Source organism: Macrococcus bovicus, assembly GCF_030376725.1.
Lineage (GTDB): Bacteria > Bacillota > Bacilli > Staphylococcales > Staphylococcaceae > Macrococcus > Macrococcus bovicus.
Genome location: NZ_CP128470.1, coordinates 1403693 through 1429313, shown reverse-complemented (window position 1 = coordinate 1429313; position 25621 = coordinate 1403693). Strand labels below are relative to the sequence as shown.

Below are 25621 nucleotides of genomic sequence, written 5' to 3'. Positions count from 1 at the left end.
CTAAATGTTGGAAAGGGAGATAAGATGAGTAAAAGAATTATAGCCTTATTAATTGCTGCAGCGTTACTGATTTTAGCGACAGCTTCATCATTATTTACAACGAACTTCATGGAGAGCTTCACTCAGGAATTAGAGGGACAGATGAATGCAGGTGAACTGACAGAGAACACGCTTGAAGGGGATGATCTCGATCATCGTATTGCCAGAGTTGAAGTGGATGGCGTCATCCAGGATACAGGCAGTCCCGGTCTTTTTGGTGCAGAAGGTTATAACCATGAGACGATGATGAAGGAACTGGAGCAGATCAAAGAGGATGATTCAATCAAAGGCGTTCTGATGGTCGTCAACTCGCCAGGCGGCGGCGTTTATGAGAGCGCAGAAATCCACGATAAAATAGAAGAGCTTAAAAAGGCCGGCAAGAAAATCTATGTCACAATGAAGAATGTCGCAGCATCAGGTGGCTACTATATTTCAACACCTGCTGATAAGATTTATGCCTCACGTGAGACATTGACAGGTTCGCTCGGCGTCATTATGCAGTCAATGAACTACAAGGAACTTGTGGATAAATATGGTGTCAAATTCAATACCATCAAAAGTGGCGCGCATAAAGATATCATGAGCCCGACGAAAGAAATGGACGCAGAAGAACGTCAGATTCTTCAGTCATTAGTCGATGAAAGTTACAATGAGTTCGTCAGAGTCATATCTGACGGACGGGGAATGTCACAGGCTGAAGTCCGTAAGCTGGCAGATGGTCGCGTCTATTCAGGACTGCAGGCATCGAAGAACGGTCTGGTCGATGAAATCGGGCTTGAAGAGGATGCGTTAAGTGCGCTGAAGAAGGATATGAAGGCAGCTGATGCAGAAGTCATCGAATTTACACCGGCTGATTCATTCTGGGGCAGCACGCCATTTGCTGCACATACATGGGTACAGAAGATGATGGGTCACGATGATCTGTCAGCCATCAAAGAACTGCTGGCGAAACGCCAAGGTACAACGCCGATGTACCTGTACGGGGAGTAGGTGCTGATATGAGTGAAAGAATGGTCTATCCCTCTTCAATGGTGGAAGGTTACGAACGTGATATCATCAACAGCACGCATGCAGGATTCGGTGTACGACTGGTCGCCTTTCTTATCGATGGTATCGTCATCGGCAGTCTGAAAGCGATCCTCCTCAGACCGTTAGCCAAACTATTGGGCTGGGATCTCAGCAGCTATGTAGGCGCGCCTCTTTTCAGTATTGAAAACATTGCGTCATCGCTGATTTTCTTCCTGTATTTTGTCCTGATGACATGGTTCTTCCAGGCGACACTCGGTAAGATGCTGATGGGACTGAAGGTTGTTTCAGCGGATGACAAACCGCTGACCTTCCTGCAGGTTGTGACACGCGAATGGCTGGGACGCTATATCAGTGGTTTTCTGGGGCACCTGCTCTATCTGGTCATCTTATTCAATCCGCACAAGCAGGGTATCCATGATATGCTGAGTGATACAGTGGTGATCTATGAGAGACAGGAGCGGCTGCGTGACCGTCTGATGGCGCCCGTGATGAAACAAAATAGTACGCTTTAACTTTGATTCATGATAAATTAAAGATGAACTTATTCATAAGGAGGATTTATCAATGACACAAGTGACATTCAAAGGAACACCGATGACATTGATCGGCGAACAGGTTAAAGAAGGTTCAGTAGCGCCTGATTTTTCAGTACTTGCTAATGATTTAAGTGTGCGCACGCTCGCTGATTTTGAAGGCAAGAAGAAATTAATCAGCGTGGTACCTTCAATTGATACGGGTGTATGCAGTACGCAGACACGTACTTTCAACGAAAATGCGTCAGATGTTGACAATGCGGTTGTCATCACCATTTCATGTGACCTGCCTTTCGCGCAAGCCAAGTGGTGTGCAGCTAACGGGCTTGAAAATGTAGTGACACTCAGTGACCATAAAGACCTGTCATTTGGCACAAGCTACGGTGTAGTGATGGAGGAATTGAGATTACTCGCACGTTCAGTCTTTGTACTGGATGCTGATAATAAAGTGGTTTATACAGAAATCGTACCAGAAGGAACCGATCATCCTGATTACGATAAGGCAGTAGAAGCACTGAAATCAATTTAATAACTTGAACTGCCCTTTTACGGGCAGTTTTTATTTGAAAGGAAATAATATGGAAACAATGATAGAGACGCTGTTTAAAACATTAGACGCTAAAACAAAGGAATTACAGCATGACAACGGACATAGCTTTATTGAGAACTTAGGGCTTGCGATGGAAGATATCTATATGAATCAGCGTGAGCTGCTTGAGCAGAGTACGCTTGCTGAACGCCGCAAAGCATTTCAGTTTGCTTATTTAAGTATGCTGAAAGAAGAGATGACTCAGCCGAATCACCAGATGACACCTGACAGTATCGGCTATTTTGTCAGCTATATGGTGAAGATGTTCACTGAAGACGTCACAGATATCACCGTTCTGGATATGGCAAGTGGCACAGGCCATCTCTCAGCCACCATCAATGAACAGAATCCAGATAAATCATTCCACCATGCGCTGGTAGAGGTGGACCCCGTCCTGGCACGGGTAAGTGTCCACCTTGCGAACTTCCTCGAGGTCCCTTTTGATATCTATCCTCAGGATGCACTGATGCCGCTTCAGGTAGAAGGAGCGGATGTCGTGATCGGGGATCTGCCGGTCGGCTATTATCCGGTAGATGAACGCAGCCATGACATGAAGCTCGGTTTCAAGGAAGGCCATAGCTTCTCACACCATCTGATGATTGAGCAGAGTGTAGAGGCCCTCAAGCCTGGCGGATTTGCGATGCTGATAGTGCCCAGCCAGTTATTTGAATACGACCGAGTAGAACAGCTCCAGCAATTCATTGCTACAGAGACTTATATGCAGGTATTTCTGAATCTGCCGAAAAGCTTATTCAAGACAGAATCTGCACAGAAATCCATTCTCGTTCTGCAGAAGAAACCCCTGGAAAAAAGTCTGCCAGTCGAAGTATTGCTTGCCAATATCCCGGATTTCAAGGACGGTCAGGCGATGAAGAAGTTCCTGGATGAATTCAATGAATGGTTCGAAATAAACAGAAAAAATAAATAACTGTTATATTCATTGATTAATTGCTGTAATAATGGTTAAATAGCATATGTATAAAAATTACGAGGAGGCTCCTTATGAAAAAAATTATGGCGATTAACGCCGGAAGTTCTTCATTAAAATTCCAATTATTCGAAATGCCGGAAGAAAAAGTACTGACTAAAGGGTTAGTCGAACGTATCGGCATGAAGAATTCTATTTTCACTATCTCTGTCGACGGTGAGAAAGTCACACAGACTCTCGATATTAAAGACCACGAGCAGGCGGTCAATATGATGCTTGAAGAAATGAAAAAACATGGCATCATCAATGATATCAATGACTTGGACGGGACTGGCCACCGCGTAGTGCAAGGCGGGGATTTATTCCCGACTTCAGCGCTTGTAACTGATGAGGTAGAGAAGCAGATTGAAGAATTAATCGAGCTTGCGCCCCTTCATAATGGTCCGAACTTAATGGGTATCCGTGCATTCCGTAAAATGCTCCCTAATATCCCGCACGTCGCTGTATTCGATACATCGTTCCATTCCACAATGCCGGAATCTGCGTTCCTTTACAGCACACCTTACGAATACTACACTGATTTCGGTGTACGTAAATACGGCGCACACGGCACAAGCCATAAATACGTGTCTCAGCGTGCAGCTGAATTAATGGAACGTCCGGCAGAAGAACTGAAAATCATTACTTGCCATATCGGTAACGGCGCTTCAATCACGGCAGTCGATGGCGGTAAATCAGTGGATACATCTATGGGCTTCACTCCACTTGCCGGTGTCACAATGGGTACGCGTACGGGTGACATCGATGCAGCGGTTATCCCGTTCGTCATGGAGAAAACAGGTAAGACAGCAGAAGACCTTATCATGAATGTCTTCAACAAACAATCAGGTATCTTAGGTATTTCAGGTATCTCAAGTGACCTGCGTGACGTGGAAGAAGCAGCAGAATTAGGCAAAGAACGTGCTCAGTTAGCGCTTGATATCTATATCGACCGCATTCAGAAATATATCGGTTCATACGCTGCTGTCCTTCAAGGTCTGGATGCCATCGTCTTCACAGCGGGTGTAGGTGAGAACTCCGACTTGATCCGTGCTAAAGTACTTGATAACTTCAAGTTCATGGGTGTTGAGTACGATCCGTCTTTAAACAACGGCCTGCGCGGTAAAGAAGCATTCATCAACACAGAAGATTCTAAAGTGAAGATCATTGTCATTCCTACTGAAGAAGAAGCGATGATCGCCCGCGATACAATGGAATTCGGTAATATCGAAGCATAATAAATAGACTCTAGTCCCTGGGACTAGAGTCTTATTTTTTATTGATTATCCTGTTTGAATTGTTCTGTTGCGACCTCTGGTTCGAAGTTTTCAGGTAATGTTTCTGTACGGACAACCAGTACATCACATTCAGAGTGACGGACGATAGCTTCTGACACTGAACCGATGATAAAGCGTTCAACTGCATTTAAGCCTGTTGAGCCACACATGATCAGGTCAACATTCAGTTTGCTCGCTAATCGTTTAGGGATGATTGTTTTTGGTGAGCCGTATTCTGTGAAGACTTCTACATTTTCAACGCCGCGCTCCAGTGCCACATTTTTGTAACCTTCCAGTAATTTCTGGCTGTAGTGAGCGGCACGTTCTGAGATGGAACGATCGTAAGCTTCAACACTTGCATAGCTTCTTGTGTCGATAACATTGACGATTGAAAGTTTTGCACCGTTACGCTTTGCGACTTCAACCGCTTTGTTGAATGCCCATTCAGCTTCACTTGAACCATCAACGGCGATTAGAATGTTTTTGTAGAATAACATATAAATCCCTCCCAAAGTCTTTTTCTGATTTCATTATATCATAAAAAAATATTTTTTTATCAAAAATGATTGCGTTTTCATTTTAAAGTGTTAAACTGAAACCGCAAACCATTATTAGGAGGAATTATCAATGATTATTGGTGTACCTAAAGAAATTAAAAATAATGAAAATCGTGTCGCTCTGACACCTGCTGGCGTTTATTCGCTTGTGCAATCCGGCCATGAGGTATGGATTGAGACTACAGCTGGTGAAGGTTCTTATTTCACAGATGCCGACTATACTGAAGCAGGCGGTAAAATAGTTTCTTCTGCTGCTGAAGCATGGAAAGCGGAAATGGTGATGAAAGTAAAAGAACCCCTTGCGTCAGAATATCAATACTTCAGAGAGAACCTGATTCTCTTCACATATCTTCACCTTGCACCGGAACCAGAACTTACTAAAGCATTGATCGATAACAAAGTGGTCGGTATTGCTTATGAGACTGTTCAGGCTGACAATGGTTCATTACCACTGTTATCTCCTATGAGTGAAGTGGCAGGACGTATGGCGACTCAGATCGGCGCTCAGTTCTTACAACGTACTGGCGGCGGTAAAGGAATCCTGCTTGCAGGTGTTCCAGGCGTTGAGAAAGGTAAGGTCACTATCATCGGTGGCGGTCAAGCGGGAACAAACGCAGCGAAAATGGCAGTCGGTCTTGGTGCTGATGTCACTATTCTCGACCTGAACCCAGCTCGTTTAGCGCAGCTTGATGACTTATTCGGCAGTCAAGTACAGACATTGATGTCTACACCATTCAACATCGCGGAAAGCGTTAAAAACAGTGACCTTGTCATCGGTGCTGTCTTAATTCCAGGGGCTAAAGCGCCTAAACTTGTGACAGAAGAAATGATCAAATCCATGAACCCGGGTTCAGTGGTCATCGATATCGCGATCGACCAGGGAGGTATCTTTGAGACAACAGACCGTATTACAACACATGATGAGCCGACATATGTGAAACATGATATCGTGCACTATGCTGTTGCCAACATGCCAGGCGCTGTACCTCGTACCTCTACAATGGCGCTGAACAACGCGACTATCCCTTACGCACTGCAAATCGCTAACAAAGGGTATGTAGAAGCGGTTAAACAAAACAAAGCGTTATTTAAAGGTATCAATACTTTGAACGGTCACGTCACTTTCAAAGCGGTCGCTGACGATCAAGGTTTAGAATTCAAAGATGCAGGCGAGATACTCGCTGAGCTGTAAAACAGAAGAAAAGACATGAACTACGTGTTCATGTCTTTTTTTGTCTATTTAGCATAATGCGTCAGCAGTTCATAACCCTCTTCAGTGACGAGTATATCATCTTCAACTCTGACACCGACTTCACCAGGGACATAAATACCGGGTTCAATCGTAAAGACCATGCCCTCTTGTAAGACATCTTCATTTGCAGAGGAGATGTCAGGAAATTCGTGGACGCTGATACCGAGTCCATGTCCTAAGCGGTGAGGGAATTGTTCGCCGTATCCTTGAGCCGCAATATAATCACGTGCTGCAGCGTCAATATCTGCAATCCTGACCCCGGGTGCAACACGTTCAATCGCGCGTTTATTGGCTTCTGTGACAATGGCATGAATGCGCGTGTGTAGTTCTGTCGGTGTACCGAATGGAATAGTCCGTGTGATATCAGAGCAGTATCCTTTGTAAACGACGCCTAAATCGAAGAGAACATAGTCACCTTCCTTGAGCGTATTGCTGCCCGGTGTCCCGTGAGGATTGGCTGAATTATCACCGAATAATACCATCGTCTCAAAACTCATCGCGGTGATACCGTCAATCTGCAGCATGGCATTCTCAATGATTCTGACGACTTCCTGTTCCGTGATGCCTGCTTCTAGATGGTCGACACCGATCTTCACCGCCTGATCAGCATACTGAGCGGCCTGTCTTAAGATGCTGATTTCTGCAGCTGTTTTGATATTGCGCATCTCTTTAAGGGTCTGATCGATGGCGACTGTTTCTTCAACGCCAAAATGAGTCTGTAATGCCGCTAATCTGGCTACGGTCAGATGCTCGCTTTCAATGCCGAGATGAGTGAGTTTGAAGGGTTGAAGTAAGTAAGGATTTTCCGTATCCAGATAGCCGATGATCTGTCCATCAAATACTTTTTTGGCTGATGCCACTTCCATCTTAGGGACAAACAGGGTCAATTCATTCTCAGTCACCAGCAGCGCGAGGAGCCGTTCATGCGGATCGGATAGAAATCCTGTCAGGTAATTGATGTTCTCAGGATTTGAAATCCAGATGCCGTCCAGCTCTTCTGCAGCCAGTCGTTCTCTCAGTCCGTTTAATTTTTCATTATTCATTTCGTTCCACACTCCTTCATATGTCCCATCATATCAAAAGACTGTGCAATGAGGTATAATAACATTAAATAATAAAGAGGAGTGAAGCAGAAATGGAAGTGACTTTTCACGGGCAATCTTGTATTTCTTTTGAGGCGAACAATAAGAAAGTGATTGTAGATCCTTTTATTACAGGAAATCCTTTATCAGATTTAACGGTTGAGGAAGTAGAGGCAGATTATATCGTGCTGACACATGGACATGGTGATCATCTGGGCGACACGATCACCCTGGCGAAGCGGACAGGCGCGCTCGTCATCGCTTTACCGGAGTTGCTCGATTATTTAGCGACAAAAGGTGTTGAGAACGGGCATCCGATGAATATCGGAGGAAACCGGGCCTTTGATTTCGGGCAGGTCAAATTCGTGCAGGCGTTCCACAGTAATTCCTATACAGAAGAAGATGGCAGTATTATTTATCTCGGCATGCCATGCGGACTCATCTTTACCTTGGGTGATAAAGTGATTTATCATGCGGGTGATACAGGTCTCTTCTCTGATATGAAGCTGATTGCTGACAGACATCCGGTCAATCTCTGCTTTATTCCGATCGGTGACAATTTCACCATGGGGATTGATGATGCCAGCTATGCGATCAATCATTTCATCAAACCGGACGTCACAGTACCGATCCATTACAATACGTTTGACCTGATCAAGCAGGATCCTGAAGTATTCAAAAGCCAAGTAGATGGAAAGGTAGAAATTATACAGCCGGGTGAGTCCGTCACATTATAATTGAGGTGCCAGCATGACGAAACATGAACAAATCATCAAACATATAGAAGCGCTCAAAGTGGGCAGCAAAATTTCCGTCAGACAGATCGCCAAAGATCTGTCTGTTTCAGAAGGTACAGCTTACCGAGCGATTAAAGACGCTGAAAATCGGGGTATCGTCTCTACAATGGAACGGATCGGGACGATCCGTATCGAGAAGAAAACACGGGAAGCGATTGAAAACCTGACATTTGCAGAAATCGTCAAGATTATCGATGGGCAGTTGATCGGTGGACGTACCGGCCTGCATAAATCGCTGTCGCGTTTCGCTATCGGCGCAATGGAACAAGAAGATGTCACAAAATATCTAGGTGAGAACACGCTGCTTATTGTCGGTAACCGCGAAAACATTCAGCAGCTCGCGCTTGAAAAAGGGAGTGCGGTACTCGTGACGGGAGGATTTGCGGTCAGCGATGCAATCAGACAGCTTGCCGATGACAAGGGACTGCCGATATTGTCGACAAGTCATGACACTTTTGCGGTGGCGAACATTATCAACCGTGCGCTCTATGATCAACTGATCAAACAGGAAGTGGTGACGGTGTCAGAGATATTGATTCCCGTCAGTGAAACGAATGTCCTGTACGAGAATGATACTGTCGGCGACTGGAAAGCCCTGTCGCTGAGCTCGGGGCATACGCGATTTCCGGTCCTGGATGAACAGAACAGGGCGTATGGCATTGTCACGAACAAAGATGTGCTTGATCTGGATAACAGCATGAAGATTAAACGCGTCATGACGAAGAATCCGATCACTGTCAACCTGAGTTCGACTATCGCGACCTGTGCCCACGTCATGATCTGGGAAGGCATTGAACTCCTGCCGGTCGTCAGCAAGAATCACCGGCTGATCGGTATTGTCACACGAGAGGATGTTCTGCGCGCCATGCAGTCGATAGAGCGTCAGCCGCAGATCGGCCACACGCTGAACGACCAGGTGTTAAAACAGATGAAGTTCGGCGATGAAATCTCTATTCGCGTCACGCCGCAGATGTCCAATCAGCTCGGCACAATGAGTAAATCTGTTTTCGTCGCAGTCATTGAGGAGGCAACGAAACATCTGCTTAAGCGGGAACGTCGGGGTGAGGCACTTATTGAAAGTCTGAACATCTATTTCCTGAAAACCGTCCCTATAGATACAGTGCTCACGATTTCCTGTGAGATGCTTGACCTCGGCCGGAAATTTGCCAAGATGGAAGTGACGATTCACTCAGAAGAAGAAATCGTCTCAAAAGCGATGCTGATGTGTCAGCTGATAGAGGCATAAAAAAAAGAAAGCATTATGCTTTCTTTTCTTTCTCAAGTTCTGCCCATGCGCGGTCTTCTGCGGCAAAATGCTGTTCGAAGTAACGCATAGCGCGCACACCGTAACTGATATTGGCTACCGCGAAGACGATAAGGACGGCGCAGATGAGATAAGTCACCAGGTTTGTGAACTGGATGATCTGATTAAACGAAAAGGCGATCAAGAAGATGCCGAACATCATTCTGCCGCGGGCACGATACCATGCTCGACGAACATCACGATTCGTTCTGAAGTAGCGTGCGACCTGATACAAAGTCAGGACGAGCGAGATGATCATGACAGCTAGCGCGAATGATGCAAGATAGGGTGATATTGTATTCCACATAATGAACAACCTCCATCTGCATTATAGCAGAGGATTTGCTAAAAGGAGAGACTATGACTAAAAACAGCATCAAATTGTTACAGAACTGGCTCAATAACTACGATACCATTATCCTGCACCGGCATGTGCGTCCGGACCCGGATGCGATAGGCTCGCAGCTGGGATTTAAAGCGCTCTTAAAAAAGATGTATCCGAACAAGAAAATTCTGGCCACGGGAGAAACAGTCGACAGCCTGGCGTTCATCGGTGCGATGGATGAAGTCCGGGATAGTGACTATCAGGAGGCACTGGTCATCGTGCTGGATACAGCCAACGCTGCAAGAATAGATGATACGCGCTATCAGCTGGGCGATAAGCTGGTCAAGATTGATCATCATCCGCCTGTGGAGAATTACGGAGATATCAATATTGTGGATACGACGGTATCGTCTACAAGTGAACTCATCGCTGAACTCATCATACAGTTCGGTTATGGCCAGGACTATTTAAACACTGAAATCGCTGAATGCCTCTATATCGGCATTGTCGGAGATACCGGCCGTTTTCTGTTCAATAATACGTCTGCTCGGACGATGGAGATTGCGGGCATGCTGCTGTCCTATGACTTTGATCATACGAAGATGCTCAATCAGATGAGTCAGCGCACGCTGGAAAGCATCCGCTTTCAAGGCTATGTGCTGCAGCACTTCAGCTATGAGGAGCATGTCGGATTTATCTTTATCACGCAGGACATCCTGCAGCAGTTCGGCATCAGTGCCGCTGATGCATCGCTTTTCGTCAATAGTATGAGCGATGTCGCGGGGATTGAGGCATGGGTCTTCGCAGTTGATGAAGGCGAACAGATACGCGCCCGTCTCAGAAGTAAACGGGTGGCCATCAATACGCTCGCAGCACGCTATAATGGCGGCGGCCATCCGATGGCCAGCGGCGCAACGGTCTACAGTCAGGAAGAACTTGATCAGCTGATCAATGAATTAAAAGCTGCAGTCAGAGAGTAGGTGAGAGTGATGGTTGTGCATCTGAATATCCATACTGCTTATGATCTGCTTGCTTCCACAGTCAGAATAGACGAGGTGATCAGTCGCGCGAAAGAGGAGGGACAGACTGCACTGGCCATCACTGATACGAATACGATGTATGGTGTGCAGGCCTTTTACACGAAGTGTCTGGCGCAAGGCATCAAGCCGATCATCGGTATGACAGTGTGGCTGACAGACGGTTCAACTGAAACGGAGACGATTCTGCTGGCGAGAAATCTGGCAGGCTATCATAACCTAATCCGCCTCTCTTCCCGTATTCAGCTTAAAGAACTGACCGCTGTCTCTGAAAGGTTGCTGCGACAGTACAATGAAGGTCTGATCATGATTTTCAAGCAGGCTGGTCAACGGCTGCTGGACGAATTTCCGGAAAGCTATGCCTGTCATCTGTCTGACGTCAGCACAGAGCGGAAAGTCTATGTCAGCAGTGTGAAGTATATGGAACCGGCCGGCCTGACGGAATTAAATATCTTACAGGCTATTGAGAATAACGAGAAGATGACACTGGATCAAGTGGTAGGGGACGCCTTCTTTAAGACAGACGACGCGCTGACGCATATAGAGCCGTCATATCTAGAACGGACGGAAGCTGTTGCTGAGATGTGTGACGTTGAGATCCCGCAGCTGCATCATCTGCCGAAGTTCCGGACGCCGAACGGTGAAACGAGTGAGACCTATCTGAAGCAGCTGTTAGAAGCTGCCTGCGCTGATCTTGATGAAACCTACAAGACGAGAATGCGAAAGGAATATCAGATCATAGCGGATATGGGATTCAGTGATTATTTCCTGATCGTCAGTGATCTGATTCGCTATGCGAAGCGTCAAGGGATTCTTGTCGGTCCTGGCCGTGGTTCTTCAGGCGGCTCGCTCGTCAGTTATCTGCTGGATATTACTATGATCGATCCGCTCAAACATCAGCTGCTGTTTGAACGCTTCCTCAATCCTGAGCGGGTGACGATGCCGGACATCGATATTGATTTTGAGGATACAAGACGCCATGAAGTCATCGATTACTGTGTGAAGAAATACGGGGCATTTAATGTGGGCGGCATTGTGACGTTCGGCCATCTGACAGCTCGTGCTGTCATGCGGGAAGTCGGCCGCATTCTGCAGTTCCCGGAATCAGATCTGAAGTTCATCTCGCATCTCATCCCTAAAAAACCGGGCACGCTGCTTGCAGACGCCTATCAGAGTCCGGAATTCAAGCAGTTTACTGAGCAGGATGATGCTCATCGGCAGTGGTTGACCATCGCCAAGCGGCTGGAAGGCCTACCGCGGCATACTTCAACGCATGCTGCAGGAATCATCATTCACGACCAGCTGCTGACTGACTACGTCCCTCTCATTAAAGGGGATACACTGAACTTGACGCAGTGGACCATGACGGAAGTGGAACATCTCGGTTTACTGAAAATCGATTTCCTGGGTCTGCGGAATTTGACGATCATTCAGCGCGTCTTAAACGCCAGCAGACTGAAAGTGACCACGAAAACCATTGAGTATGATGACCCGCTGGTCTTCAGTGCACTCAGCAGAGCAGATACGACCGGCATCTTTCAGCTTGAATCTTCAGGCATCAGACAAGTACTGCGGCAACTTGAACCTCAGAACTTTGAGGATATTGTCGCCGTGCTGAGTCTCTACAGGCCCGGACCGATGGAGCAGATTCCTCTCTATATCGAGAGACGGCACGGCCGGTCCTTCGACTACCTTCATCCCGATCTGGAACCTATTCTGAAGTCGACTTATGGTGTTATCATCTACCAGGAGCAGATCATGCAGATTGCCAGTCAATTTGCAGGTTTCACGTTAGGTGAAGCCGATACGCTCAGACGTGCGATGAGCAAGAAGAAGCGGGATGTGCTGGAAGCGGAACGTCAGCATTTCATCAGCGGCAGTGAGAAAAATGGTTACGACGCGCAGACAGCTGAGGCGATATACGAACTGATTATGAAATTCGCAGATTATGGATTCCCGAGAGCACACGCTGTAGCGTATGCCCAGATCGCCTATATGATGCTCTATCTCAAAGTTCATGAACCGGCTCATTTCTATGCGGCGACTCTGAGTAATGTGATAGGCAGTGAAGGAAAGCTCGCTGACTTGATCGCGGAAATGAAGTCAAAGCAGCTGCCATTTAAACCGCCGTCCATCAATCAGTCTCACTGGTATTTCCGGGCGGACGGTGAACAGGTCATTCTATCACTCGGCATGATTAAAGGAGTTGGCTACCGCACGGTGATGGAGATTGTCGAGGAACGGAAGAAAGGACAGTTTCTGGATATCTATGATTTCATGCAGCGGATGCCGAAGCGCTCAGTCTCTAAAGCGGCGCTTGAGGCAATGATCGTCACAGGTGTCTTTGATGAATTCGGTCAGACACGCGCCACATTGCTGGCGTCAATCGATAGTGTCATGGAGATGGATCAGGGCCAGGAAAATGATCACTTTCTCGAGGAACTCGGCTTCAGCCTGAAGAAAAGTTATCAGGAGCGACCTGAAATGTCAGAAGAGAAACGCATGCAGTACGAAGTGGAGTATCTCGGTTTCTATCTGTCTACGCATCCGGTCGAGAAGCTGTACCTTCATCATCTCTATCTCCCGCTATTTAAGCTGAATCATACGGATCAGTCGAACTGGCTGCTGGTCAGTTTGGCGTCAGTCAGACAGATCCGTACCAAAAAAGGACAGCTGATGGCTTTTGCGGTTGCGACTGACGGCTCCACTGAAGCTGAGCTTGTTATATTCCCGTCTGTATTTCAGCGCTATGAAAGGGTGCTGCAGGAGAAAGAAGTGGTCGTCAGAGGGAAGCGTGATGACAAAGGGAAGCTCATCGTCGAAGAGCTGATGACTTTTCAGCAGTTCAAAGAGGACTATATGAACCGAGTAAGAGAAATCTATCTGCTCAAAGAGCCTGACATAGCGCTTGAAGAAGGAGACATCGCGCTTCTGCTCTTTGATTATGCCACAGGCCAATCCAAGCAGATTGCGAGTGTCAACCGCAAGACGATGCAGACATTGTTGGAACATTATCCGCCGGAACTGATACGCCTGATTTAACTTTATAAACCGAGAAGGTTATGATATATTATTCCTTAGTGGTCAGACCACTAAGGAATTTTTATTATACATATTAGGAGCAGAATGATGAACACTGTCAAACAAAAAGGGTTTATATCTGTTGTTAAGGAACTGGAAACTTATATGATAGAGCACGATCTGACAGCAGGAGATAAACTGCCGTCAGAACGGGATCTAAGTGAAAAGATGAATATCAGCCGCTCCAGTATACGCGAAGCGTTACGAGCGATGGAGCTTATCGGGATCATCACGACTAAAAGAGGAGAGGGCACCTTCCTCTCCAATGTGGATGACCATCAGCTGTTCGAAATCATCGGACGGTTTCTGATTTATTCAGAGAAACAGAAGAATGAAATCACGGAATTCAAGCAGCTCCTGGAATCGTTTATCAGTCAGCATGGTGAAGGCAACAGAATCATCTACCGTGTCTACAGACTGATCAAGCGTTACGATAAAGTGTTTAGCGGGAAGGGGACAGAAAATGTTTAAAGATATATTTAAACGCAACAATGGCAATAAGAAGTATGTAGCAGTGCCGAAAATAAAGGCGACAGATGTGCCTGAAGGGATTATGGTGAAGTGCCCGAAGTGCGGTAAGATCATGTATACAAAGGAACTCAATAAAAATCTGAATGTCTGCGTAGAATGTAATTTCCATTTAACGATGACTGCACATGACCGCATCAACAGTCTCGCCGATAAGAACAGCTTTGTAGAATTTGACGCAGATATGCTGTCAGAGAATCTGCTGGATTTCCCCGATTATATGGAGAAAATCGAAAAAGACAGAACTAAAACACAGCTGAATGAAGCGGTTGTAACCGGTACGATCAAAATAGATGGCATGCCGCTTGGGATATGCGTCATGGATTCAAGATTCCGTATGGGGTCGATGGGGGCGGTAGTAGGTGAGAAAATCTGCCGCGTGATAGATTACTGCACCGATCACAAGCTGCCGTTTGTCATTTTTACAGCGAGCGGCGGGGCACGTATGCAGGAAGGCATCATCTCATTGATGCAGATGGCGAAGACCAGTGTCGCCATCAAACGCCACAGTGATGCTGGCGGTCTGTATATCGCTTATATGACTCATCCGACAACCGGGGGCGTCAGCGCCAGCTTTGCTTCAGTAGGAGATATCAACCTGGCAGAACCGGAGAGTCTGATCGGTTTCGCGGGCAGACGGATCATCGAGCAGACCATCAATGAGAAACTGCCGGACGATTTCCAGACAGCGGAATTCCTGCTGGCGCATGGCCAGCTCGATAAGGTGGTCCACCGAAAAGATATGAAGCAGACACTCAGTCAGTTGATTATGATGCACGGAGGTAAAGCAGATGACAATGGAATTTGAGAAGCAGCTTGCAACGCTCGATAACAAAATCAAGGAACTGGAAAAAAAGAACAGTGAAGTCCAGCTGCAACAACTAAAAGAGGAACGGGCTGAACTGCTGAAGAAGATTTACCGCGAACTGGAACCTTGGGACCGTGTCCAGATTGCACGTTTAGGTGTAAGACCGACAACGTTAGACTATATATATGCCATATTTGACGACTTCATTGAACTGCATGGCGACCGTACGTACGGGGATGATGCGGCGATGATAGGTGGCCTCGCGATGTTCCAGGACAGGGCTGTCACCGTTATCGGTCATCAGCGCGGGAAAGATACGAAGGATAATATTTACCGCAATTTTGGAATGGCGCACCCGGAAGGTTATCGAAAGGCACTGCGCTTGATGAAGCAGGCCGAGAAGTTTAAGCGACCGATTATCTGTTTTATCGATACGAAGGGCGCTTATCCGGGTAAAGCAGCTGAAGAGCGGGGACAGAGTGAGTCGATCGCCCGCAACCTAGTGGAGATGGCCGGTCTGACAGTCCCTGTCATCTCGGTTGTCATCGGTGAAGGGGGTAGCGGTGGTGCGCTTGGCATCGGCATCTGTAATCACCTGCTGATGCTTGAGAATTCCACGTACTCAGTGATTTCGCCGGAAGGGGCAGCAGCGTTGTTATGGAAGGATAGCACACAGGCCAGACGCGCGGCAGAGACCATGCGGATTACTGCGCCTGACTTGCTGGAACTCGGTGTGGCAGACCGTGTGATTGAAGAGGTGGTCGGCGGTGCCCATGAAGATGTGGAGAGACAGAGTGAGAAAATTGCGGAAGCGCTCTCTGACTCTCTCGCTGAACTGCGTCAGCTGACACCTGAAGAGCTGGTCAATCAGCGCTATGAAAAATACCGGAATATCGGCGCAGGTCAGTGATTTGACCTGAAATAATAAGTGAAACGTTTTCATTATCATCACTGTTTGCAATTAATAGCATCCGTCTTTTTTTTGTGGTACGTTATAAATAAATACCGACAAAAAGTGAGGAAGCCATTATGAAAAAGATTGCAGTATTAACGAGCGGTGGAGATTCACCGGGAATGAACGCGGCCGTGCGTGCAGTAGTCCGTAAAGCGATTTATCACGATATAGAAGTCTACGGTGTCTATCAAGGTTATCAGGGTCTGATCACGAACAATATCAAGCAGCTGGACCGGGGCGCAGTAGGTGACAAGATTCAGCGCGGCGGAACTTTTCTCCAGTCTGCAAGATGTCCGGAGTTCAAGGATCCGAAAGTTCGTCAGCAAGGGATTGAGAACCTGAAGAAATTAGGGATTGAAGGCCTTGTGGTTGTCGGAGGAGACGGCAGCTACCGCGGTGCTCAGCGTCTGAATGAAGAAGGTATCAAGACAATCGGTATCCCGGGTACGATTGACAATGATATCAACGGCACTGATTTCACAATCGGATTCGACACAGCGCTGAATACCATCATCGAAGTAGTCGATAAGATCCGCGATACGGCATCGAGCCATGAGCGGACTTTCATCATTGAAGTCATGGGTCGCGATGCCGGAGACTTAGCGCTCTGGTCCGCGCTTGCCGGTGGTGCAGAGACCGTCCTTATCCCTGAATTCAAGAAAGATGTCCAGGAGATTGCTGATAAGATCCAGCAAGGGATTGAGCGGGGCAAGAAACACTCCATTATCATCGTGGCTGAAGGTGTCATGTCCGGCGAGGACTGTGCGGAAGAACTCAAGAAATATATCAACGTAGATACACGTGTATCTGTTCTCGGCCATATGCAACGTGGTGGTTCGCCGTCAGGTATTGACCGAGTGCTCGCGTCGCGTTTCGGTGCTTATGCAGTAGATTTACTCATGAATGACGAAACCGGTTTAGCAGTGGGTATACAGAATAATAAACTGACGAAAACGAAATTTGAGGATATCTTCTCAAGCCAGCATAAAATTGATGAAGAGATGTACCGCCTGACGAACGAACTATCGATTTAATTCAGACTGATAATGGAGGAGAAATTAATGAGAAAAACTAAAATTGTATGTACGATCGGGCCGGCTTCGGAATCACCGGAAGTACTGGAACAGCTGATGACAGCAGGAATGAATGTTGCACGTCTGAACTTCTCACATGGTTCTCACGAAGAGCACGGTGCACGTATTGCACGTATCCGTGAAGCAGCTGAAAAGTTAAACAAGACTGTGGCAATCCTCCTGGACACTAAAGGACCGGAAATCCGTACGCATAATATGGAAAACGACAAGATTGAACTGCAGAAGAATACAACAGTAGTCATCAACATGCAGGAGGTATTAGGGACAGCGAATGAATTCTCTGTCACTTATCCTGAGTTGATCAACGACGTCCATGTCGGCTCAACTATCTTACTGGATGATGGTCTGATTGAACTGAAAGTCAAGGACCTCAAGCATGAAGAAGGTAAAATTGTCTGTGACGTGATCAATGCGGGCGAACTTAAAAACAAAAAAGGGGTCAACCTGCCTGGTATCAAAGTCAATTTGCCGGGTATCACTGAAAAAGATGCTGAAGACATCAAGTTCGGGATTGACCAGCAAGTGGATTTCATCGCTGCCTCATTTGTCCGTCGTGCAAGCGATGTGCTTGAGATCCGCAAAATTCTTGAAGACCGTAAATGTTCGACGATCCGCATCATTCCTAAGATTGAAAATGAGGAAGGGATTGAGAACATCGACCAGATTCTGCAGGTATCGGACGGTTTGATGGTTGCGCGTGGCGATATGGGTGTAGAAATCCCGGCTGAACGCGTGCCACTCGTTCAGAAAGAGCTGATCCGTAAGTGTAATGCACTCGGTAAACCGGTTATTACAGCGACTCAGATGCTTGATTCTATGCAGCGCAATCCTCGTCCGACGCGTGCAGAAGCGAGTGACGTAGCGAATGCGATTTACGATGGTACAGATGCCGTGATGTTATCAGGTGAGACAGCAGCGGGGCAATATCCTGTTGAATCTGTCAAAGTGATGGCCAATATCGCTTATGCTGCTGAAGAAGCGCAGGATTATAAGTTCCTCCTGGACAGCCGCACGAAACTAAATGAAACCAACATGGTCAATGCGATCGGTGTCTCTGTGGCCCATACAGCATTGAACTTGAATGTACAGACTATTGTTGCAGCGACGGAAAGTGGTCATACAGCGCAGATCATTTCTAAATATCGTCCGCATGCACATATTATAGCGATGACCCCTTATGAACAGACAGCGCGTCATATGGCACTTGTCTGGGGCACTATTCCAGTCGTGAAAGAAGGCAAGAAAACAACTGACCAGCTGCTGGAGCAGGCGTCAGAAGCAGCGATTGAAGCAGGTAGTGTCAACAACGGTGATCTTATCATCATTACTGCGGGTATCCCGACAGGAGAAGCGGGCACGACGAACTTCATGAAGATTCAGCTCGTGGGTAACGAACTGGCAACAGGTCAAGGTATCGGCCGCACGTCAGCAGTCGGCCGTGTAGTGATCGCTAGAAATGCAGAAGAATTAGCGGATAAGGATCTGACTGATGCTGTCATCATCACGCAGTCGACTGACGCAGATATGGTGCCTTATCTTGAGAAGGCCGTTGCGATTGCCACTGAAGAAGGCGGTCTGACAAGTCATGCGGCTGTTGTGGGACTGACACTCGGCAAACCGACAATCGTAGGGATTGACGATATCTATCATAAGTTTGAAAACGGGGCCACGGTAACAGTGGATGCACAGCATAATAAAATTTACGCTGGACATGCAAAGGTATAAAAAAGAAGCTCATCCTTGGATGAGCTTCTTTTTTAAGCTTTTTTGCCCTTCATATCAAAACGATACATCAGGAAGAGCAGGACGAACCAGAGCGGCGTGAGCGCTACACCGATTCGAGTATCAGGTGCCATGAAGAGCAGTGCAAACATGAAGATGAAGAAAGCTAAGAGAACAACAGCAGTCGCCATGCCACCAGGTGTCTTGAACTTAGAAGACTGGTGTAATTCCGGACGCTTCTTCAAGTAGACCATGTAGGAAATCGTGATCAGTGACCATACAACAATAAAGAATACAGTCGCGAGTGTCGTGACGAGTGTGAATACTTGTGATGCATTCGGAATCATATAATTGAGTAAGACTGACACTAAGAGTAAAGCGCTTGAGAAGATAACAGCATTTGCTGGTACGCCTGTCTTGTTTGTCTTTTCAAAGAAACCTGTGCCTTTAGCATAGTGTTTGCTTAATCCGTAGAGCATACGGCTGTTTGAGAAGATACCACTGTTACAAGATGAAGAAGCAGATGTGATAACAACAAAGTTGATTAAGCTTGCTGCGAAGACAATCCCGATCATTTTGAACAGTTCAACGAACGGGCTGAGTTCCGGATTGATCTGATCCCAAGGTGTGATACTCATGATGATCGTTAAAGCACCGACGTAGAATAAGATGATACGAATCGGGACGTTGTTGATTGCTTTCGGCAATGTTTTCTCTGGGTCCTGTGCTTCACCGGCTGTTACACCGATTAACTCGATACCTACAAAGCTGAAGACTGCCATCTGGAAGCTGAGCAGGAAGCCGTTGATGCCGTTCGGGAACCAGCCACCATGACTCCATAAGTGGCTCAGTGACGCATGACCAAACGGTGTTTTGAACTGGATGATGATCAGGAAAATACCCACAACAATCAGCGCGATGATGGTGATAACCTTAATGATTGCGAACCAGAACTCTAGTTCACCGAACAACTTAGCTGTCAGCAGATTTAAAGTCATCAAGAAAAGAATCGTGATCAGTGCTGATAGCCAGGTAGGAAAATCCGGCCACCAGAAGTTGACGAACTGAGCGACAGCTGTGACTTCTGCCATCCCTGTCACAATCCAGCAGAACCAGTACGTCCAGCCGGTCATGTAACCCGCAAACTCACCCAGGTAGTCTTTGGTGATATCCGTAAATGAGTGATAATTAAGATTGGAAAGCAATAATTCTCCGAGTAGTCTCATGAATAAAAAGAAGATGACACCTAAAATTGCATAAGTCAGTAAGATGGATGGACCCGCAAAGTGAATGGATTTACCAGCACCAAGGAAAAGTCCGGTACCAATCGCGCCCCCAATCGCGATCAGCTGAATATGACGATTCGTCAAGGTCCGCTGGAGATTATTATCGTCCAAGTGATGATTCTGTTCCATATTGTTTCCCCTTTTCTGATATTGATTTGATGTAACGTTTTAATCTCCAAAAGCATATAACGAAATATTCTAAATTGCAAGATAATTTTTGGAGGCGATTTCATAAGAAAAACTTATAGATAGCGATAAAGAATAGCTAAGTATTGAAAACGTTCACATATCTGTTTGCTTTCGGTATAATAAGCATGTAGACATGCAAGAGAATGATTATAAGATGTAAAGGGGACAATAATATGGCAGATGTAATCAGAGGTTTAGAAGGCGTCCTTGCTACTGAGACGAAAGTAAGTTCAATCGTCGGACAGCAGTTAACTTATGCAGGATATGATATCGATGATCTAACTGAAAATGCGAAGTTTGAAGAGGTCATTTTCTTATTGTGGCATTTCAGATTACCTAATGAGCAGGAACTCAATGACTTTAAGGCACAGCTACTTGAAAACATGGTGCTGAATCCACGTATTTATGAGCATTTCGAAGATTATGCAGCAGATGATGTTCATCCTATGACGGGCTTAAGAACATCACTCAGCTATCTTGCACACTTTGATCCACGTGCTGAAGAGTTCAATGATGATGCGCACTTCAATAAGGCAACCCGTATTCAGGCGAAAGTGGCGTCACTTGTTGCGGCATTCGCACGTGTCCGTCAGGGCAAAGAACCGCTCAAACCTAAAGCAGAGCTGAGCTATGCAGCTAATTTCCTTTATATGCTGTTCGGAGAAGTGCCGACAGAAGTGCAGGAAGAGGCATTCAATAAAGCATTGATTCTTCATGCGGACCATGAACTGAATGCGTCGACATTCACTGCCCGTGTCTGTGTATCGACATTAACAGATATGTATTCAGGTGTCACAGCGGCAGCAGGTGCCTTAAAAGGCCCTCTGCACGGCGGTGCCAATGAGCAGGTGATGAAAATGCTCAGTGAAATCGGTTCTATGGAGAATGTTGAAGATTATATCCAGAAGAAAATTGATAACAAAGAAAAAATCATGGGCTTTGGTCACCGTGTCTATAAAGAAGGCGACCCTCGTGCGAAGTATCTGAAAGAGATGTCTCGCCGTATCACAGATGAGACAGGACAGAAAGAATTATATGAGATGTCTGTGCGTATTGCTGAGATTATGGAAGAGAAAAAAGGCTTGCTGCCGAACGTCGACTTTTATTCAGCAACCGTGTATCACTCAATGGGCATAGAACATGATTTATTCACACCGATCTTTGCTGTCTCTCGTGTATCAGGCTGGTTAGCCCATATTCTTGAGCAATATGAAAACAACCGTATCATCCGCCCTCGTGCAGAGTATGTCGGTGAAGTCGGACGTAAATATGTTCCTGTATCTGAACGAAAATAAACCCTTATAGGAGGATTATCATGGCTGAAAAAATCACAAATTCTAATGGAACTTTAAATGTACCGAACAATCCTGTTATTCCATTCATTATCGGAGACGGTACAGGTCCGGATATCTGGCATGCAGCGAGCCGCGTGCTGGATGCTGCAGTTGACAAGGCATATAACGGCGAAAAGAAGATTGAATGGAAGGAAGTCCTTGCAGGACAGAAAGCATTTGATACGACCGGTGAATGGCTGCCGCAGGAGACACTGGATACCATCGAGGAATATCTGATCGCCATTAAAGGTCCGCTTACGACGCCGATCGGTGGCGGCATCCGTTCATTGAATGTGGCGCTGCGTCAGGAACTGGATTTATTCGTCTGTCTGCGTCCGGTCCGTTATTTTGAAGGTGTTCCTTCTCCGGTTAAACGCCCTGAAGATACTGACATGGTGATCTTCCGTGAAAACACCGAGGATATCTATGCGGGAATTGAATATAAAGAGGGCTCAGATGAAGTGAAGAAAGTCATCGAGTTCCTGCAGAATGAAATGGGCGCTAAAAACATTCGTTTCCCGGAGACATCAGGTATCGGCATCAAGCCGGTCTCAAAAGAAGGGACAGAACGTCTGGTGCGCGCTGCCATCAATTATGCACTGGAACAGGGGCGCAAGTCGCTGACACTGGTTCATAAAGGCAACATCATGAAGTTCACTGAAGGTGCATTTAAACAATGGGGCTATGATTTAGCTGAACGTGAATTCGGCGATAAAGTCTTCACGTGGGCACAGTATGATAAACTGGTCGAATCAGAAGGCAAAGAAGCAGCGGAGAAAGCACAGGAAGAAGCAGTGAACAGCGGCAAGCTGCTGATCAAAGATTCAATCGCTGATATCTTCCTGCAGCAGATTCTGACGCGTCCTGCGGAATTTGATGTGGTGGCGACGATGAACTTGAACGGTGACTATATCTCTGATGCACTCGCAGCTCAAGTGGGTGGTATCGGTATCGCACCAGGGGCTAATATCAATTACGAGACAGGACACGCTATCTTTGAAGCGACACATGGTACTGCGCCGAAGTATGCAGGCCTCGATAAAGTGAATCCTTCTTCAGTTATCTTAAGCGGTGTCCTGCTGCTGGACCACCTGGGCTGGAGAGAAGCAGGGGAACTGATCACGAAATCGATGGAAAAAACCATTGCCTCTAAAGTAGTGACATATGATTTCGCCCGACTTATGGACGGTGCAACTGAAGTGAAATGTTCAGAGTTCGCTGACGAACTGATTAAAAATATGTAAAGGAAATAAGCCGCCTGACAGCGGCTTATTTTTTTTGCCTGTCAGTGAAATATAAATATTTTGTAAATTTTATTACTGGCAGTTGAAGTTTATTGATTAAATATAGCCTTAATAAATCGACATCATATATAATGTAAGAGACATATCATCTGGAGGTAATGAATGGCACAGAAAATACTTGTTGTTGACGATGAGCAATCAATCGTGACACTGTTGAAATATAACTTACAGCAGGCAGGCTTCGAAGTCGAAACTGCATTTGACGGAGAAGAAGGGCTTGAGAAAGTCTTTACAGAGCGACCGGATTTACTTGTGCTTGATTTGATGCTGCCTAAAATGGATGGCGTAGAAGTATGCAAATCCATCCGCAATGAAAAGAACCCGATTCCGATTCTGATGCTGACAGCTAAAGATGATGAATTTGATAAAGTGCTGGGACTTGAGCTGGGTGCTGATGACTATATGACAAAGCCTTTCTCACCAAGAGAAGTGGTGGCCAGAGTGAAAGCGATCCTCAGACGTACAGTGGTCAATGAGCAGCAGCTGGATATCAGACAAAGCAAAGAGATCAACATCGGCAGACTGAAAATCCTGCCAGACCATTTTGAGGCCTACCGTAACAATGAGTTACTGGATCTGACCCCTAAGGAGTTTGAGCTGCTGATTTATCTCATTGAAAGACAGGGCCGTGTCATTACACGTGAACATATGCTGAATTCTGTCTGGAACTATGAGTTTGCTGGTGATTCCCGTATTGTGGATGTGCATATCAGCCATCTAAGAGAGAAAATTGAAGAGAATCCTAAACAGCCGCAATATATCAAGACTGTCCGTGGACTCGGTTATAAGCTGGAGAACCCTCGGTCAATATGAGAAGTTTCACAAACCGTCTCTTCACCTCTCTTGTCGCCTTGATGATTTTAAGCTTTCTGTTGATCGGGTTCTTTCTGTCCAATATTCTGAGCGAACAAATCAGCAAGACGAAGGAAGCGGAGTTGGAACGCCAGGCTGAGCAGTTGATTGAAGTCCTGAAAAATGAAGATCGTTATCTTCAGAAAATTAAAGATTATGATAGAGTATCACTTAAGAAGGTCTGGATAGAAAAAGACGGAAAGACACTGTTCAAGAGCGATACGATAGATGACAAACAGATAGAGGAAGTCATGGCACCGTGGATCAGCCATAACAATGCTGGTTTTTATCGTTTCAAAGGTGAGAATAATGAAGCTCTACTGATATACAGAGAAGATGGCTACACTATTTTTCTGATAGACAGGCTGACCAATCTTGAAGGTCTGAACAAAACCATCTGGCAGTATATGTTTCTGACACTGGCAACGGCCATTCCGGTCATCTTCTTTCTCGTCCGCTATATCAACCGGACGTATATCGCGCCGATCAGAGAAGTGACTTATGCCTCAAGATTATTGACAGAAGGCAACTATAAAGTCCGCGTACCGGAAAGCACCGTCACTGAAACGAAAGAACTGTACATCAGTACAAACAGATTAGCGCGCACCTTGCAGACACTGAACAACGAACAGAAGCTGCAGCGCAACCGTCTGGAGACGACACTTGAAAACATCCCTTCTGCTATTCTGATGATCGATAAGAAGGGGCAGGTGGTCATCGTGAATGATAACTATAATGAAACCTTTAATAAAGGACAGCAGATACTGTCAGGCCATTTCGAGGATGTCATTCGCTTCCCGTCAGTCAAGCAGATGATTAAAGAGGCGATGAGAGCAGAGAAGCCGATCAATAAAACGATAGACATTCAGATGGCTGTCTACAGGAAGTATTTCGATGCGGCTGTCGTACCGGTCCTATCAAGACGGCGACGGAAATTAGAAGGTGTGGTGGTCGTGCTGCATGACATCACAAAGCTGAAATCGCTGGAACAGATGCGGAAAGACTTTGTCGCCAATGTCTCCCATGAACTGAAGACCCCGATCACCTCTATCAAGGGATTCTCTGAAACACTGCTGGACGGGGCGAAGAATGATCCGGAGACGCTGGACATGTTCCTGGATATCATTCTGAAAGAATCTAACCGCATTCAAGGCCTGGTCAGTGAACTGCTGGAGCTCTCGAAAATAGAGCAGAGCAGTCATATTATTCTTGAGTCGGTCAATATGAGCCGGAAAGCGCTCAGCTGCATTGAAGTCGTTGAACCGCTGGCCGCTAAGAAGAAGATTGTCATTGAGACAAGGATTGATGAAGATGTCATCGTGCTGGCTGAAGCAAGCAAACTGAAGCAAGTCATCATTAATCTGCTGTCAAATGCTATCAATTATTCACCGGAAGGTTCACGGATTAAAGTCAGTGTCATAGATGGCAAACAGGGCATCCTTGAAGTGAGTGATGAAGGAATGGGTATTGCTAAAGAGGAACAGACGCGTATTTTTGAGCGTTTTTATAGGGTGGATAAAGCGAGAAGCAGAGACAGTGGAGGGACCGGTCTTGGCCTGGCTATCGTCAAGCATATCGTCGAGGCATTTGACGGTGTGATAGAAGTTGACAGCGAGCTCAGTAAAGGTTCGACCTTCAGAGTCTATCTTAAAAAAAGTTAAGCCATGCACGTAAGTGCGTG

Annotated in this window: 23 protein-coding genes; 19 read left to right on the top strand and 4 right to left on the bottom strand. The window is 46.2% G+C overall.

Annotated elements, in window-relative coordinates:
- Window positions 1-24 precede the first annotated feature (24 nt).
- The 5 genes from sppA (at window position 25) to QSV55_RS07775 (ending at window position 4395) form a co-directional block, all read left to right on the top strand.
- Complete coding sequence (gene sppA / locus QSV55_RS07795; RefSeq protein WP_289649762.1) at window positions 25-1029, top strand: signal peptide peptidase SppA; 1005 nt, start codon at window positions 25-27, stop codon at window positions 1027-1029.
- A gap of 8 nt (window positions 1030-1037) precedes the next feature.
- A complete protein-coding gene (locus QSV55_RS07790) occupies window positions 1038-1580 on the top strand; it encodes an RDD family protein (protein WP_289649761.1) in 543 nt (180 codons plus the stop codon).
- A 52-nt stretch (window positions 1581-1632) separates the two neighbouring features.
- Complete coding sequence (gene tpx / locus QSV55_RS07785; protein WP_133450996.1) at window positions 1633-2130, top strand: thiol peroxidase; 498 nt, start codon at window positions 1633-1635, stop codon at window positions 2128-2130.
- A gap of 49 nt (window positions 2131-2179) precedes the next feature.
- Complete coding sequence (locus QSV55_RS07780; protein WP_289649760.1) at window positions 2180-3118, top strand: class I SAM-dependent methyltransferase; 939 nt, start codon at window positions 2180-2182, stop codon at window positions 3116-3118.
- Between the two features lie 74 nt (window positions 3119-3192).
- Window positions 3193-4395: an acetate kinase gene (locus tag QSV55_RS07775; protein WP_133450994.1), complete on the top strand. Its 1203-nt coding sequence runs from the start codon at window positions 3193-3195 to the stop codon at window positions 4393-4395.
- A 38-nt stretch (window positions 4396-4433) separates the two neighbouring features.
- Here the strand turns inward: QSV55_RS07775 and QSV55_RS07770 are convergent, their stop codons facing one another.
- Complete coding sequence (locus QSV55_RS07770; protein WP_133450993.1) at window positions 4434-4931, bottom strand: universal stress protein; 498 nt, start codon at window positions 4929-4931, stop codon at window positions 4434-4436.
- A gap of 130 nt (window positions 4932-5061) precedes the next feature.
- Here QSV55_RS07770 and ald point away from each other — a divergent pair, with 130 nt between their 5' ends.
- Window positions 5062-6183, top strand: a complete 1122-nt coding sequence (gene ald / locus QSV55_RS07765) for an alanine dehydrogenase (RefSeq protein WP_133450992.1) — start codon at window positions 5062-5064, stop codon at window positions 6181-6183.
- A 44-nt stretch (window positions 6184-6227) separates the two neighbouring features.
- Here the strand turns inward: ald and QSV55_RS07760 are convergent, their stop codons facing one another.
- Window positions 6228-7286, bottom strand: coding sequence for a M24 family metallopeptidase (locus tag QSV55_RS07760; protein ID WP_289649759.1), 1059 nt, complete (start codon window positions 7284-7286; stop codon window positions 6228-6230).
- 92 nt (window positions 7287-7378) lie between these two features.
- Here QSV55_RS07760 and QSV55_RS07755 point away from each other — a divergent pair, with 92 nt between their 5' ends.
- Both QSV55_RS07755 and QSV55_RS07750 read left to right on the top strand, forming a co-directional pair.
- Window positions 7379-8062 carry a metal-dependent hydrolase gene (locus QSV55_RS07755; protein WP_289649758.1) on the top strand — a complete coding sequence of 228 codons (684 nt, stop codon included), beginning with the start codon at window positions 7379-7381 and terminating at the stop codon, window positions 8060-8062.
- A 13-nt stretch (window positions 8063-8075) separates the two neighbouring features.
- A complete protein-coding gene (locus QSV55_RS07750) occupies window positions 8076-9368 on the top strand; it encodes a DRTGG domain-containing protein (RefSeq protein ID WP_289649757.1) in 1293 nt (430 codons plus the stop codon).
- Window positions 9369-9381: 13 nt separating this feature from the next.
- Here the strand turns inward: QSV55_RS07750 and QSV55_RS07745 are convergent, their stop codons facing one another.
- Window positions 9382-9732: a YtpI family protein gene (locus tag QSV55_RS07745; protein WP_289649756.1), complete on the bottom strand. Its 351-nt coding sequence runs from the start codon at window positions 9730-9732 to the stop codon at window positions 9382-9384.
- A 53-nt stretch (window positions 9733-9785) separates the two neighbouring features.
- Here QSV55_RS07745 and QSV55_RS07740 point away from each other — a divergent pair, with 53 nt between their 5' ends.
- From QSV55_RS07740 to pyk, 7 genes are all read left to right on the top strand, one after another.
- On the top strand, window positions 9786-10730 hold the full coding sequence (locus QSV55_RS07740; RefSeq protein ID WP_289649755.1) for a DHH family phosphoesterase: 945 nt from the start codon (window positions 9786-9788) through the stop codon (window positions 10728-10730).
- Window positions 10731-10739: 9 nt separating this feature from the next.
- On the top strand, window positions 10740-13829 hold the full coding sequence (locus tag QSV55_RS07735; protein ID WP_289649754.1) for a DNA polymerase III subunit alpha: 3090 nt from the start codon (window positions 10740-10742) through the stop codon (window positions 13827-13829).
- 87 nt (window positions 13830-13916) lie between these two features.
- Window positions 13917-14339: a FadR/GntR family transcriptional regulator gene (locus tag QSV55_RS07730; RefSeq protein WP_133450985.1), complete on the top strand. Its 423-nt coding sequence runs from the start codon at window positions 13917-13919 to the stop codon at window positions 14337-14339.
- Window positions 14332-15204: an acetyl-CoA carboxylase, carboxyltransferase subunit beta gene (gene accD, locus QSV55_RS07725; protein WP_133450984.1), complete on the top strand. Its 873-nt coding sequence runs from the start codon at window positions 14332-14334 to the stop codon at window positions 15202-15204. Before QSV55_RS07730 ends, accD begins: the two co-directional genes overlap by 8 nt.
- Complete coding sequence (locus tag QSV55_RS07720; protein ID WP_289649752.1) at window positions 15188-16114, top strand: acetyl-CoA carboxylase carboxyltransferase subunit alpha; 927 nt, start codon at window positions 15188-15190, stop codon at window positions 16112-16114. Before accD ends, QSV55_RS07720 begins: the two co-directional genes overlap by 17 nt.
- Before the next feature lie 119 nt (window positions 16115-16233).
- Window positions 16234-17193 (top strand): 6-phosphofructokinase, encoded by a 960-nt coding sequence (gene pfkA, locus QSV55_RS07715; RefSeq protein WP_133450982.1) that lies wholly within the window; start codon window positions 16234-16236, stop codon window positions 17191-17193.
- A 27-nt stretch (window positions 17194-17220) separates the two neighbouring features.
- On the top strand, window positions 17221-18978 hold the full coding sequence (pyk, locus tag QSV55_RS07710) for a pyruvate kinase (RefSeq protein ID WP_289649751.1): 1758 nt from the start codon (window positions 17221-17223) through the stop codon (window positions 18976-18978).
- Window positions 18979-19010: 32 nt separating this feature from the next.
- Here pyk and QSV55_RS07705 read toward each other — a convergent pair whose 3' ends face one another.
- The gene (locus tag QSV55_RS07705; protein WP_133450980.1) at window positions 19011-20390 is read right to left on the bottom strand and encodes an amino acid permease; all 1380 of its coding nucleotides are present in this window, start codon (window positions 20388-20390) and stop codon (window positions 19011-19013) included.
- A 233-nt stretch (window positions 20391-20623) separates the two neighbouring features.
- On the opposite strand from QSV55_RS07705, the gene QSV55_RS07700 reads away from it, so the two are divergent.
- The 4 genes from QSV55_RS07700 to pnpS all read left to right on the top strand — a co-directional run bounded on the left by QSV55_RS07700 (window position 20624) and on the right by pnpS (window position 25601).
- Window positions 20624-21745: a citrate synthase gene (locus QSV55_RS07700; protein ID WP_289649750.1), complete on the top strand. Its 1122-nt coding sequence runs from the start codon at window positions 20624-20626 to the stop codon at window positions 21743-21745.
- 20 nt (window positions 21746-21765) lie between these two features.
- Window positions 21766-23028: an NADP-dependent isocitrate dehydrogenase gene (icd, locus tag QSV55_RS07695; protein ID WP_208001495.1), complete on the top strand. Its 1263-nt coding sequence runs from the start codon at window positions 21766-21768 to the stop codon at window positions 23026-23028.
- Between the two features lie 162 nt (window positions 23029-23190).
- Entirely contained in the window at window positions 23191-23901 is a 711-nt protein-coding gene (locus QSV55_RS07690) for a response regulator transcription factor (RefSeq protein ID WP_133450977.1), read from the top strand.
- Window positions 23898-25601 carry a two-component system histidine kinase PnpS gene (gene pnpS / locus QSV55_RS07685; RefSeq protein ID WP_289649749.1) on the top strand — a complete coding sequence of 568 codons (1704 nt, stop codon included), beginning with the start codon at window positions 23898-23900 and terminating at the stop codon, window positions 25599-25601. Before QSV55_RS07690 ends, pnpS begins: the two co-directional genes overlap by 4 nt.
- Window positions 25602-25621 lie beyond the last annotated feature (20 nt).